Origin of the sequence: Streptomyces sp. NPDC059455 (assembly GCF_042750115.1) — a bacterium.
GTDB lineage: Bacteria > Actinomycetota > Actinomycetes > Streptomycetales > Streptomycetaceae > Streptomyces > Streptomyces endocoffeicus.
Map to the genome: position 1 here is coordinate 1 of NZ_JBHYVB010000162.1, position 12811 is coordinate 12811.

Consider the following 12811-nt stretch of genomic DNA (forward strand, 5'->3'; position numbering starts at 1 on the left):
CGGCCCCCCTCCCCTCTACGTTGCTCGGCGCCGCCCCCCCCCCCCCCCCGGGGGGGGGGGGGGGGCCCCCCCCCCCACGCCGAGGGGACTCAGCCGGGCTGGGTGTTCTCCTTGTGCTCGCCCCAGCCGTGCCAGCGGTCGATCTCGATCCAGGCGCTGATCCGGCCGCGGTCCCGCCGCGGGTACTCCTTGCCCAGGTACTGCTGGGCCAGCCGGTCGATTCCGGCCAGGTCCTTGTCGTCCTGGAGCTCGACGACCCGGCCGATGAGGGTGATGTGGTTGTACCAGTTCCCCTCGTCGATCACGGTGAGCGTGACCCTGGGGTCGTTGCGGATGTGGTCGAGCCGCTTGCGGCCCTCGTCCATGTTGACCAGGACCCGGCCGTCGTCCCAGAGGTACCAGGTGGCCGTGGACACCGGCTGACCGTCGGACCGGATCGTCGCGATCACGGCCGGATTGGGCTTCTCGAGCATGGCGACCGCGGCCTCGGGAAGCGGTGGGTTCGACACGGGCTCTCCTCCTCATTGGACAGCTGTTCACGTCCCGTGGTGCGGCTGGGGCCTGCGTGATCCACGGGGGCGCACCTCTCACCGTGCCATACCACTCCCCGCGCTCCCCACTGCTCCGCACGCCTCGCGCTCCCCCACTGCGCCCGTGCGCTCCCGTGTGTGGTGCCGCGGCAGGGGATGTCTCCTGGTATTACGTCCCCGTTCGGGAGGTGTGGCCGTGCACGGACCTCCACTCATCGGCTGGCTGCTGGTCGTGCTGTGCGCGGCCACGGGTGGCTACTGTCTGCTGCAGATGCGCGGTGAGCCGCCCGGGGCGGGGCGGCGGATCGCGGGCGCCGAGGCGCTGATGGGGTGGGGGATGGCCGTGATGGCGGTGCCGTCCACCGTGCTGGACCCCCGGCCCTGGGGTCCGCCCGCCTTCGCGGCGGTCTTCGCCGTGGCCGCCGTAAGGGCGCTGCTGCCGGTCCCGCGCGGTATGGGGCTCCCGGGGCACCGTCTGCACCACGCCGTCGGAGCGCTGGCGATGGTCTATATGGCGCTCGCGATGATGGTGGGCACCACGGGCGGTCACCATCACACCGGCGGGATGGCCCCGGGCCGGATGGCGGGCGGGGTGCCGCTGCTGACCGGGGTGCTGCTCGTGTACTTCGCGGTCTACGTCGTACGGTCCGGGCTGCGGCTCATACCGATGACGGACGGGGCCGTGGACGGGGCGGGGGCGGGGGCGGGACCGCCCGGCACCGGCTGGTCGCGGCGGCCCGAGCTGCGGCATGCCTGCAGGCTGTCGATGGGGATAGGGATGTTCGCGATGCTTCTGACGCTGTGAACGGGCGGTGGGCCGGGCCGTAGCCGTACCGTGGTATGTCTCAGCCGCACCGTGGTATGCGTCACTTCCCCGCCGTGACCGTACCCGGCCCGAGCGTCGCGATCATAGGCTGACGGCCATGATGGTCCCGTTCGCGCTGATGGGCCTCAGCGCACTGGCGGCGGCAATGGCGCCGCGCCTGTTGTCCCGCTCCGACTGGATCGACCGCGAACCTGTGCTCGCCCTCTGGGTGTGGCAGTGCGTGGTCGTCGGGGTGCTGTTGTGCTGCGCGCTGACCATGGCGCTCACCGGGGCGGCCGCCTGGGATGCCGTGCGCGGCAATGTCTTCGCCCCCGCGCCCAAGGGCGTGGTGGAGGCGTACGCGCTGTCCGGTTACGGACCGTTGGCCGCGCCCGTCGCCCTCGTGCTCGCCTTCGGGGCCGTCTGGAGCGCGGTGATGCTCACCCGCGAGATCGGCCGCGCCCGCGCCTGGCGCAGGCAGCACCGCGCCGAACTCCTCGTCCGCTCCCCCGCCTTGCCCGGTGAGGAGCCCGGCGAGGAGCGTCTGGTGGTCCTGGAGAGCGACAAGCCGGACGCCTGGTGGCTGCCGGGCACCACGCCCCGGCTCGTCATCACCACGGCGGCGCTGCGCCGCCTCAAGGGCCGTCGGCTGGACGCCGTCATCGCCCATGAGCAGGGCCACGCCCGCGCCCGCCACCACTGGCTGCTGCACTGCTCGGGCGCGCTGGCCAGCGGCTTTCCGCAGGTGACCATGTTCGCGGCGTTCCGTGACGAGGTGCACCGGCTGGTCGAGCTGGCCGCCGACGACTCCGCGTCTCGGCGCTTCGGGCGGACGACCACCGCGCTCGCGCTGGTCGAACTCAACGAGGACCGCGGGGTGTTCGGCCCCTGCCCCAGCGCGCTCGCCCAGGTGCCGCAGCGGGTGGACCGGCTGCTGGCCCCGGCCTCCCGCCTCCCGGTGGCGCGCCGCTGGCGCCTTACGGCCACCGCGGCGCTCGTCCCGGCCGTCCCGCTGCTGGTCACGTTGGTCCCGGCGCTGCGGGTGCTGGGGTAGGCGTCCTCGGCATTCTCGGCGTTCTCGGCACAACGGCGGCTCCCGGCAAGGCACAACGGCGGCTTCCGGCCATGGGGAGATCGAGGGCCTCCTGGCTCCGGGGCCCGCCCGTCGGCGATCATCGACCCATGCAGCCGGCAACCCTCCACCGCCGAGCCGCCCGCGCCGCGGCCGTGCTCACCGCGCTCTTCCTGGTCCTGCTCGCCCTGGTGGCCGCCCATTGGGGGCCGCTGGGGACCGTCGACCGGGACATCGTCGTCACCCTGCACCACTCCGCCGTCCGGCACCACGGCTTCACTCGGGCCAACAGGGTGCTCACGGACTGGTTCTGGGACCCCTGGACGATGCGGGCGCTGCTGGCCGTGGCCGTGGGGTGGCTGCTGTGGCGCCGGGAGCGGCGGCTCGCCCTCTGGGTGGCCGTCACGGCGGCGCTGGGCACGGCGCTGCAACAGGCGGTGAAGGCCGCGCTCGACCGGGAGCGTCCCCGGTGGCCGAATCCGGTGGACTCGGCGCACTACGCGGCCTTCCCGTCCGGCCACGCCCTGACCGCGACCGTCACCTTCGGGCTGCTGCTGTGGCTGCTGACACTGCGCGGGGCACCGGCGAAGTGGCTGCGCCTCATGGCCGCCGTAGGGGCCGTATCCGTGCTGGGCGTCGGCTTCACCCGCCTCTATCTGGGCGTCCACTGGCCCAGCGACGTCCTGGCCGGCTGGCTGCTGGGCGCGGCGCTGGTGTACGGGGCGATCGCCTCGTACGGCTACGTCCAGAGCCGTACGAGCGAGCGCGCGGGGTCCCCCGAGGGGAGAGTGCGGTCATGAGCCCCGAACCCACGCCCCGACCAGCGGGTACGGTAGCCGCACCCGGGCGCTAGCCGAGCCGCACCCCTGTCAGGATCCCGTGTGCGACCGGCATGCGCAGCGAGAGGTAGCCGCTCGCGGGGTCGGCGAGGTACTCCCGCATCTCCCGGTGGATGTCGAAGCCGAACTCCATGTCCATGTCGTCCACGAGTACCAGCGCGCCCCGGCGCAGCCGGGGCTCCACCACCTTGAGCACCTCCCGGTTGAGGTTCGGCCAGCCGTCCATCAGCAGCAGGTCCACCGACCCGGGCAGGTCCCGCAGCGTCTCCCGCGCGTCGCCGACGCGGACGGTGGCGATGTCGGAGAGCCCGGCGGCGGCGATGGCCTCCGTGGCCTTGGCCACCTTGTCCGCCTGCAGCTCCGTGCCGATCACCTGCCCGCCGCCGTTGTCCCGCACCGCGCTGGCCAGGTAGAGGGTGGACACGCCGAAGGAGGTTCCGTACTCGACGACGGTCCGCGCGCCGGTCGCACGGGTGAGCAGGTAGAGCAGCTCACCGCCCTCCTTGGACACGGACATGGAGGCGTCCTTGAACGTCTCGGCCATCTGACTGGCGTCCAGCTCGGCCCAGGCCGACTTGGGGTCGGTCACACCGGTCTCGGCGAACGCGCGCTCATCGCCTTCGCGCTCGGCCTCCAGCAGTCCGTCCAGGACGGTCGCCACGGGCTCGGTGTGCAGTGTGGACGGCATGCGATCTCCTTCAGGGTCGGTGCGGTCACCGGATAGATTCTTCTTCCGGCGGCGATCGGACCGCCCCCTAAACATCCCCCTGGCTCCCCCTGAGCTGCCCGGGGCGATGGGAGAGTGCGGTCATGAGCAATCTCGATCCGAGGCCCGCGCCGACCGTGTGTGGCGGCCGCCGGGACGTCACCGCCCGGCCGGTCCGCGAGCTGCTGGCCGCCAGGCAGGTCGCGTTGGGCGAGTCCACCATGGTGCGCCGGCTCCTGCCGAACCTCGGGCGGCGCATGGTCGGCGCCTGGTGCTTCATCGACCACTACGGCCCGGACGACATCGCCCAGGAGCCGGGCATGCAGGTGCCTCCGCATCCGCACATGGGGCTGCAGACGGTCAGCTGGCTGCACGACGGCGAGGTGCTGCACCGCGACAGCGTCGGCAGCCTCCAGACGGTGCGCCCCGGCGAGTTGGGGCTGATGACCTCGGGCCGGGCCATCTCACACTCCGAGGAGTCCCCGCGCGAGCACGCCCGGCTGCTGCACGGCGCACAGCTGTGGGTCGCGCTGCCCGACGGCGACCGCCATATCGCCCCGATGTGGGAGCACCACGCCGAGCTGCCCCGGGTGACCGGCGGCGGAGGGCTGCGGGCGACGGTCGTCCTCGGCGGACTGGACGGCGCGGCCTCGCCCGGCACGACGTTCACCCCGCTGATGGGCGCGGACATCGCCCTCGCGGCCGGCACCGACACCCGGCTGCCGGTGCGGCCCGACTTCGAGTACGCGGCCCTCACCATGTCCGGCGAGTCCGAGGTCGACGGGGTGCGTCTGGCCCCCGGCTCCCTCCTCTACCTCGGCTGCGGACGCGCCGAACTGCCGCTGCGGGCGGACGTGGACAGCGCGCTCATGCTGCTGGGCGGGGAGCCCTTCGAGGAGAAGATCGTGATGTGGTGGAACTTCATCGGGCGCTCCCATGACGAGATCTCCCAGGCCCGTGAGGACTGGACGTCGGGCTCCCGCTTCGGCGAGGTCCACGGCTACGACGGCGGTCCCTTGCCCGCCCCGGAACTCCCGCCCGTACCCCTGAAGCCACGCGGCCGGGCACGCTGACCTGCGACGAGACGGCGTCTCAGAGGGCCGCGGATACCTCGTCCACGTCCCCGGCCGACTCGTCCGACGCGTCGCTCAGCCCCAGCCGCAGGTGTTCAACGTGGTAGAGGGCCTGGTCCAGCAGTTCGGCGACATGGTTGTCGTACAGCGAGTACACCACCGAGCGGCCATCGCGGGTGCCCACGACCAGGCCGAGGTTGCGTAGCAGCCTCAGCTGGTGGGAGCACGCGGACTGCTCCATCCCGACCGCGGCGGCCAGTTCGGTGGCCGGCAGGGGCCCCTCCCGCAGCCGGGCCAGGATCAGCAGGCGGGATGGCGTCGCCAGCGCCTGCAGTGTCGCGGCGACTCTCGGGGCGCTGCCGGCGTCCAGGCGGGCGCGCGGTACGGCGTTGTCAGCGGCGGGTGCGACTCCATGGCCCATGCGTCCAGCCTACCGACCCGTTCAGGAACACATGAAGAGTTGTTCATTCAATCCTGTAATGTAGGAGCCGAGCCCATTGCCGCCTCCCCTGAAGGACGCCGCCTGCCATGTCATCGACCCTTACCCGCCCGGTCGCGCCGCCCGGGGTGGTCCGTGATCCGGTGGCGCCCGGGCGCCGGACGCGGATCTTCGCCCTGCCCGAGGCCCGCTGGGCGGCTGCCGCCCTGGTGCTGTTCCTGGTCGCGCTGCCGCTCCAGCTGTCCGGCGCACCGGCATGGGCGTGGGGGCCGCTCTACGCGCTCACCTACGTCACCGGCGGCTGGGAGCCGGGCTGGGCCGGATTGCGGGCCCTCAGGGGCAGAGCCCTGGACGTCGACCTGCTGATGGTGGTCGCCGCGCTCGGCGCGGCCGCGCTCGGGCAGGTGCTGGACGGGGCGCTGCTGATCGTCATCTTCGCCACCTCAGGGGCGCTGGAGGCCATCGCCACCGCGCGGACCGCGGACTCGGTGCGCGGTCTGCTCGACCTCGCCCCGGCCACCGCCACCCGGCTGTCCGGGGACGGCGCCGAGGAGACGGTGCCCACCGAACAGCTGACGGTGGGCGATGTGATCCTGGTACGTCCCGGGGAGCGGATCGGCGCGGACGGCCGGGTACGGGAGGGCACGAGCGAGGCGGACCAGGCCACCATCACCGGGGAACCGCTGCCGGTGGCCAAGGCGGCCGGTGACGAGGTGTTCGCCGGCACGCTCAACGGCACCGGCGCGCTGACCGTGCGGGTCGAGCGCGATCCGTCGGACTCGGTGATCGCACGGATCGTGCGGATGGTGGCGGAGGCCTCGGAGACGAAGGCCCCCACCCAGCTGTTCATCGAGAAGGTGGAACAGCGCTATTCACTGGGCATGGTGGCCGCCGCCCTGGCGCTGTTCGCGGTGCCGCTGCTCCTCGGCGCGGCGCTGCAGCCGACCCTGCTGCGGGCGATGACCTTCATGATCGTCGCCTCTCCGTGCGCCGTGGTGCTGGCGACCATGCCGCCCCTGCTGTCCGCCATCGCCAACGCCGGGCGCCACGGTGTGCTCATCAAGTCCGCGGTGGTCATGGAGCGGCTCGGCCAGGTCGACGCCGTGGCCCTCGACAAGACGGGCACCCTGACCGAGGGGACCCCTCGAGTCACCGATGTGTGCCCGCTCAGCCACTCGGGCCTGACCGAGGAGGCCCTGCTGACCCTGGCGGCGGCGGCCGAGCACCCCAGTGAGCATCCGCTGGCCCGGGCCGTCGCCGATGCCGCCCGGAAGCGTGGTCTGGAGCTTCCGGCGGCCTGGGACTTCGCCTCGGCCCCGGGTACCGGCGTGACCGCCACGGTCGGCGGACGCACCGTCGCGGTCGGCAGCCCTGGCCGTCCGCGGGAGCCGCACCCCGACCACCCCGCTACCGCGTTGGCGACCCGGCTGGAAGCGGCCGGCCGGACCGCGGTCCTGGTGGAGGTCGACGGCTCGGCCGTCGGCGTGCTCGGGATCGCCGACCGCCTGCGCGAGGACGCCACCGCCACCGTCGCCGCGCTCACCACGCTGACGGGCACCGCCCCGGTGCTGCTCACCGGGGACAACCCGCGCGCCGCCCGCCTGCTGGGAACCGAGGTCGGAATCACCGATGTCCGCGCCGGGCTGCTGCCACAGGACAAGGTCACCGCGGTCAAGGAGCTGGCGGGCGCGGGCCGCAAGGTGCTGGTCGTCGGTGACGGCGTGAATGACGCGCCCGCCCTGGCCGCCGCCCATACGGCCGTCGCCATGGGACGAGCGGGCTCCGACCTCGCCCTGGAGACCGCCGACGCCGTCGTCGTCCGGGACGAGTTGGCCACCATCCCCACCGCCGTCTCCCTCTCCCGCCGCGCCCGCCGCCTGGTCGTGCAGAACCTGGTGATCGCCGGGGTGTTCATCACCGGCCTGGTCGTCTGGGACCTGGTCGGCAGCCTGCCGCTTCCGCTCGGTGTCGCCGGGCACGAGGGCTCCACCGTCATCGTCGGCCTCAACGGCCTGCGCCTGCTGCGCGACACGGCCTGGCGGGGCGCCCGGGACCACGCGTAGGGCCGTCAGCGGGCGGCGAGGCGCGCGGTGTCGGCGGCGAGGAAAGGCGATCGCGACTACCGCGACGATGAAGCGGGGGCACGGCCATCGGGGTTCCCCTTCTGGACGTAGGCGGTGAGTCCGGTGCCCGGCAGGCGGTGAGGCGTCCAGGCGCGGGCGTAGTGGGGAGGGCCGGAGCGGGTCCTGGCGAGGGCGGCGGTGGGTTCGCGGGCGGCGCGGTGCAGCAGGGTGTGCGCGGTGGTGTCGCGGTTGTTGCCGCCGACGTTGGCCGAGGCGCAGCCGGCGTCGTAGCCGATGGGCGGGGCGTGTCTGCCGCTGACCAGGCAGGGCGGGGTGAGTCCGAGGCGGCGCAGGTCGTGGGCGGCGGTGCGGTAGCGGTCGGCGGTGGCGCGGGCGGTGGCCGTGTTGCGGTCGAGTACCTCGTACTGCGCGGACAGGTGCAGGGCGAGCAGCGCGGCTGCCAGCCCGGCGGCCAGGGCGCGAGCCCGGGGCGGGCGGATGGCCTGCGCGGAGCGTGCGGCCAGGACGGCGAGCGGAGGGGCGAGCAGGGCGTAGACGGGCAGCAGGAAGCGCGGTGCGGAGTAGTCGATGAGCAGCAGGTAGGGGATGCTCAGCGCGGCGGCGCAGGCGATGGGGAGCAGGATGACCGCGTCGCGCCGGGCGCGCCAGGCCAGGACGCAGGCGGTGAGGGCGAGGACGGGCAGGGCCAGCCACCACAGGGTGAGCTCGGGGTGGGTGAGCGGGACGTGGCAGGGGCGGCACAGCAAAGGGCCGTTGAGGCTGCGCCAGGCCATGCCGCCCGCCCAGTGCGTGCCCACGCCGCCCTCGGTGGTGCTGGAGAGGTGCAGCCGGGCGCCGACCCCGCCCCAGCGCCCGTACGCCTCCGCGATCCACTCGGCGCCACCCACGGCGAACCCGCCGACCACGGCGAGCGCGGGCGCCGGTCGCCGCCCGGCCGGGACGATCGCGCATGCCGCGAGCAGGGGCAGGGCGAGCCAGACGCCGTCGGAGAAGCGGAAGCAGGTGGCGGCAGCGACCGTGGCGCCCAGGCCGAACAGGGCCCGCCGCCCCGCAAGGGCCCGCCGCCCCGCAGGGGGGTGGACGGCACGCGGGAACCAGCCGACGGCCGCCACCGCGGACAGGGCCACCCACAGGTTGGGCATGGCCTGCGGCCCGTAGAGCAGGGTGGTCCACAGACCGGCGAACAGCAGCGCGGCCAGGGCGGTCCGCCTGGGGCCGAGCAGCGGCTGCCAGACGCGGTAGGCCGCGTACAGGGCGGCGGCGGACAGCAGCGCCAGGACCACCCGGAGCACGGTGATGGAGTCGGTGGCGGCGAGGACGGGGGCGGCCAGAAGGCTGATGCCGCGCGAGCGCGGGGCGCTGAAGTACGCGGCCGGGCGGTGCGGGTCGACCTGGGAGAGGTACACCGTTTCGTCCCAGCCCAGCCCCAGATGCGGGACCACAAGGGCGAGTTGGGCCACGGCACAGGCAAGGGCCACCAGCGCCAGCCACGGGACCCGGCGTGGCGGGCGGATGACCGTACGCGAGGCGATCATGCCGTGAGCGCTCCGGTACCCAGCAGGCCGAGGAGCAGCAGGCCGACGGCGACGCGGTAGATGACGAACGCGTTGAAGGAGTGCTTGGCGACGAACTTCAGCAGCCAGGCGATCGAGGCGTAGGCGACCACGAACGAGACGGCGGTGCCCACCACGAGGGGGCCGGTGCCGACCCCGGCGCCGACGGCGTCCTTCAGCTCGTACAGACCCGCGCCGGTGAGCGCCGGGATGCCGAGGAAGAAGGACAGGCGGGTGGCGGCCACCCGGTCCAGGTCGAGGATGAGCGCGGTGGACATGGTGGCGCCGGAGCGTGAGAAGCCGGGGAAGAGCAGCGCCAGGATCTGCGAGCAGCCGACCAGCATGGCGTCCTTGAAGCGCGTGTCGTCCTCGCCGCGCTTGTGGCGGCCCATCTGGTCGGCCACCCACATCACACCGGACCCGACGATAAGGGATCCGGCGACCACCCACAGGGAGGCGAGCGGGCCCTCGATGAGGGGTTTCGCGGCCAGGCCCACGATCACGATCGGGATGGTGGCGTAGATGACCCACCAGGCGAACTTGTAGTCGTGGTGGTACCGCTGTTCGCGGTGGGCGAGTCCGCGGCCCCAGGCGGAGACGATCCGCACGATGTCCTTGAAGAAGTACACCAGTACAGCGGCGATCGCGCCGACCTGGATGACGGCGGTGAAGCCGACCACGGAGGTGTCGTCGACCGGGATGCCCATCAGCCCTTCGGTGATCTTCAGGTGGCCGGTGGAGGAGACGGGGAGGAACTCCGTGATGCCTTCGACGATGCCGAGGATGGCCGCCTGGCCGATGCTGATGGCACTCATCTGGATCCGTTTCTGTGGTGGCTGGAGGGGGCCGTGTCCGCTGGGGGAAACGGCGCGGTGCGGCCGCGGTCAGTGGGATGGGGGTCAGCGGCGCAGCCGGCGCAGGGCCCGGCCCGCACGGTTGCGCCAGCGGGCCTTGCCGCGCTGCCAGGCACGGGAGGTACGCGTGGCGGCGAGGTCGCCGAACAGTTCCTCGTAGGCGTGGGCCACATGGGCCGGGTCGAAGCGGCGAGCCGCGGTGCGGGCGGCCTCGCCCATGCGGCGGCGGCCGGGCTCGTCGGCGATCAGGTCGCTCAGCGCGGCGGCCAGCGCCTGCCGGTCGCCCATGGGGACCAGGCGGCCGTCGACGCCGTCGTTGATGATCTCGGCGGGGCCGAGCGGGCAGTCGGTGGCGACCACCGGTATGCCACAGCGCATCGCCTCGACCAGCGTCATGCCGAAGGACTCCGCGTCGGAGGCGGAGGCGACGATCGACGCCTTCGCGAACTCGGCCTCGATCGGGGACACCGCGCCCATCAGCGCCGCCCGGTCTCCCAGGCCCCGCTCCTCGATCAGCCGCTGGAGCCGCTCCTTGTCGGCGCCCGCGCCATAGACGCGCAGCGACCAGTCGGGGTGCTTGGCGGCGACATCGGTGAATGCCTCGATGAGCAGGTCGAAGCGCTTGGCGCGCACCAGGCGTCCGGCCGCGGCGATGACGGGGGCGCCGCCGTCGGCGGGTGGCAGGCCGGGGTCGGGCACACCGTTGGGGACGGCCAGGATCCGCACGCCCGGCAGCCGCATCTTCGCCCGGTAGACGGCCGCGTCGGCGTCGGTCGTGGTGACCACGGCATCCAGGTCGCGGTAGTCCCGGGCGAGCTGGGCGCGCAACTTCTTGGTGTGCATGTCGTGGGTGAGGTGTTCCTGGGCGATGCGCAGCGCCCGGGACGGGGCGAAGCGGGCCAGGTACACGTTGATGCCCGGCCGGGTGCCGATGATCACATCCGCGTCGCAGCTCCGCAGGTACTCCCGCGCCCGCTGGTCGGTGAGGCGGCTGTACTGCTTGTACCGCTTCTCGGCGGTGGGGAAGACCTCGGCCGGCCGGTGCAGCAGCGGATCGTCCTCGTCCGCGCTGTTCTCCCGTATGTCGACCAGGGGCACCACCGTCACCCGTGGATCGATGACGAACCGCGGGTGGGTGCGGTGGCGGAGCATCGACACGATCGTCACCTCGTGCCGGTCGGCGAGGGCCGCGGCGAGATTGAGCGTGGTGCGGATCGTGCCGCCGATCGCGTACACGTTGTGGATCAGGAAGGTGATCTTCACTTGGCGCTCCCCACGGTCGGCTCCGCGGCGGTACGGGTCCGGGCGCGGCGGCCGATCGGCAGTGGGGCGGCATCCAGCGGATCGAGGGCCAAATGCACCGCAGGGTCCTTTCCGGCCGTACGCCGCCCAGGGCAGGGTTCGGCCCGGGTACGAGCGCATGGCACACTGGGGAGACAGTGACTTTTACACCGGTGTAGGAGTTCTACACGACTGTAAAAGATGAGGGAAGGGACGCCAAATCCATGGGCACCCGCACACCAGGGCACGGCCCCAAGCGGCCCAACGGTGCACGCGAGGCCGAGATCCTCGAACTGCTCCAGCGGGCCGACGGCGCGCTGACCCCCCGCGAGGTCACCGAACGCCTCGGCAGCGAGCTGACCTACAACAGCGTGGTGACGATCCTCACCCGCATGCACACCAAGCAGCTGCTCACCCGTACCCCGCGCGGCCGGGCCTACGCCTACGCCCCCGTGACCGACGACCCCGGCTTCGCCGCCCGCCGCATGCGCTCGGTTCTGGAGGAGCGGTCCGACCGCCAGGACGTCCTCGCCCGCTTCGCCGACGGTCTGTCCACCACCGACGCGGACCTGCTGCGCCAGCTGCTCGACCCCGATCAGTAGGAAGAGGAAGAGGAAGAGGAAGAGGCCGCCGAGATGCGCATCGCCGTCTACATCCCCCTGCTGCTCTCCCTGCTCGCTCCCCTCGGCGCACGCCCCCTGGCGGAGCGGTGCGAACCCCGCCTGGCGACCTGGCTGCTCACCGCCTCGGCCCTCGTACTGGGCACGGCGACCACCATCTCACTGGGGCTGCTGGCCATCACCGGGCTGATCCGCTTCCCCCAGCTGGCCGGCCTCGGCCACTGGTCGGCCCACACCGCGCAGCGCGACGACCCCGCCGAACTGTCCGTCGCCCTGATCGCCGGGCTACTGCTCGGCGCCGCCGTCCTCATGGCCGCCCGCATGCTCTGGCGGCGCGCCCGCACCCTGACCGCCGCCGCCCTGGAAGCGGCCTGTATGCCCGCCGAAGACGATCTGGTCGTGATCGAGGACGAGGCCCCCAACGCCTTCGCGATCCCCGGCCTGCCCGGTCGCGTCGTCGTCTCCACCGGCATGCTGCACACCCTGGACGAGACCGAGCGCCACATCCTGCTCGCCCACGAACGCGCCCATCTGACGTGCCGCCATTACGCCTTCGTCGCCCTGGCCCAGTTCGGCGCCGCCGCCAACCCCCTGCTACGCCCCCTCGCCACGGCCGTGACGTACACCGTCGAACGGTGGGCCGATGAGAACGCGGCCGCCGCCACCGGCGACCGCGAGCGGGTCGCCCGCACCGTCGGCAAGGCCGCCCTCGCCGCCCACCACGCCCCCGGCCGCACCCCGGGTGCCGCCCTGGCCATCCTCGGCCGCCGCACCCCACTCGCCGCCGCCGGCCCCGTGCCCCGCCGCGTCGCCGCCCTCCTCGCTCCCCCCTTCGGCCGCCACCCCGTCCTCGCCGCCGCGACAGCCATGGTCCTCGCCGCCGCTGCCCTGTCCACCGCCGAGGCCGCCCACGACCTCCATCTCCTGCTGGAAGCCGTCGGCGCCTGATGGAACG

The 12811-nt window shown here is 73.2% G+C and carries 13 protein-coding genes; 7 read left to right on the forward strand and 6 right to left on the reverse strand.

The window, feature by feature from the left end; all coding sequences use genetic code 11:
- Window positions 1-89 precede the first annotated feature (89 nt).
- Window positions 90-509 (reverse strand): PPOX class F420-dependent oxidoreductase, encoded by a 420-nt coding sequence (locus ACFXB5_RS39330; RefSeq protein ID WP_385217680.1) that lies wholly within the window; start codon window positions 507-509, stop codon window positions 90-92.
- A 217-nt stretch (window positions 510-726) separates the two neighbouring features.
- Here ACFXB5_RS39330 and ACFXB5_RS39335 point away from each other — a divergent pair, with 217 nt between their 5' ends.
- The 3 genes from ACFXB5_RS39335 to ACFXB5_RS39345 all read left to right on the forward strand — a co-directional run bounded on the left by ACFXB5_RS39335 (window position 727) and on the right by ACFXB5_RS39345 (window position 3207).
- On the forward strand, window positions 727-1335 hold the full coding sequence (locus ACFXB5_RS39335) for a DUF5134 domain-containing protein (protein ID WP_385217683.1): 609 nt from the start codon (window positions 727-729) through the stop codon (window positions 1333-1335).
- A gap of 118 nt (window positions 1336-1453) precedes the next feature.
- Window positions 1454-2389 (forward strand): M56 family metallopeptidase, encoded by a 936-nt coding sequence (locus ACFXB5_RS39340; protein WP_385217685.1) that lies wholly within the window; start codon window positions 1454-1456, stop codon window positions 2387-2389.
- A 128-nt stretch (window positions 2390-2517) separates the two neighbouring features.
- Complete coding sequence (locus ACFXB5_RS39345) at window positions 2518-3207, forward strand: phosphatase PAP2 family protein (RefSeq protein WP_385217688.1); 690 nt, start codon at window positions 2518-2520, stop codon at window positions 3205-3207.
- 49 nt (window positions 3208-3256) lie between these two features.
- Here ACFXB5_RS39345 and ACFXB5_RS39350 read toward each other — a convergent pair whose 3' ends face one another.
- On the reverse strand, window positions 3257-3934 hold the full coding sequence (locus ACFXB5_RS39350) for an O-methyltransferase (protein WP_385217691.1): 678 nt from the start codon (window positions 3932-3934) through the stop codon (window positions 3257-3259).
- A gap of 122 nt (window positions 3935-4056) precedes the next feature.
- Here ACFXB5_RS39350 and ACFXB5_RS39355 point away from each other — a divergent pair, with 122 nt between their 5' ends.
- Complete coding sequence (locus ACFXB5_RS39355) at window positions 4057-5025, forward strand: pirin family protein (RefSeq protein ID WP_385217693.1); 969 nt, start codon at window positions 4057-4059, stop codon at window positions 5023-5025.
- A gap of 19 nt (window positions 5026-5044) precedes the next feature.
- On the opposite strand, the gene ACFXB5_RS39360 is transcribed toward ACFXB5_RS39355, so the two are convergent.
- A complete protein-coding gene (locus ACFXB5_RS39360) occupies window positions 5045-5446 on the reverse strand; it encodes an ArsR/SmtB family transcription factor (RefSeq protein ID WP_385217695.1) in 402 nt (133 codons plus the stop codon).
- Between the two features lie 107 nt (window positions 5447-5553).
- Between ACFXB5_RS39360 and ACFXB5_RS39365 the strand changes: the two genes are divergently transcribed.
- On the forward strand, window positions 5554-7527 hold the full coding sequence (locus tag ACFXB5_RS39365) for a heavy metal translocating P-type ATPase (protein ID WP_385217697.1): 1974 nt from the start codon (window positions 5554-5556) through the stop codon (window positions 7525-7527).
- Window positions 7528-7583: 56 nt separating this feature from the next.
- Here ACFXB5_RS39365 and ACFXB5_RS39370 read toward each other — a convergent pair whose 3' ends face one another.
- From ACFXB5_RS39370 to ACFXB5_RS39380, 3 genes are all read right to left on the reverse strand, one after another.
- Window positions 7584-9083, reverse strand: a complete 1500-nt coding sequence (locus tag ACFXB5_RS39370) for a hypothetical protein (protein ID WP_385217700.1) — start codon at window positions 9081-9083, stop codon at window positions 7584-7586.
- Window positions 9080-9916, reverse strand: coding sequence for an undecaprenyl-diphosphate phosphatase (locus ACFXB5_RS39375; RefSeq protein ID WP_385217702.1), 837 nt, complete (start codon window positions 9914-9916; stop codon window positions 9080-9082). Before ACFXB5_RS39375 ends, ACFXB5_RS39370 begins: the two co-directional genes overlap by 4 nt.
- Window positions 9917-10000: 84 nt before the next feature.
- Window positions 10001-11218: a glycosyltransferase family 4 protein gene (locus ACFXB5_RS39380; protein WP_385217705.1), complete on the reverse strand. Its 1218-nt coding sequence runs from the start codon at window positions 11216-11218 to the stop codon at window positions 10001-10003.
- Between the two features lie 242 nt (window positions 11219-11460).
- Here ACFXB5_RS39380 and ACFXB5_RS39385 point away from each other — a divergent pair, with 242 nt between their 5' ends.
- Window positions 11461-11838: a BlaI/MecI/CopY family transcriptional regulator gene (locus ACFXB5_RS39385; protein ID WP_037963840.1), complete on the forward strand. Its 378-nt coding sequence runs from the start codon at window positions 11461-11463 to the stop codon at window positions 11836-11838.
- A gap of 33 nt (window positions 11839-11871) precedes the next feature.
- Window positions 11872-12804 (forward strand): M56 family metallopeptidase, encoded by a 933-nt coding sequence (locus ACFXB5_RS39390; protein ID WP_385217709.1) that lies wholly within the window; start codon window positions 11872-11874, stop codon window positions 12802-12804.
- Window positions 12805-12811 lie beyond the last annotated feature (7 nt).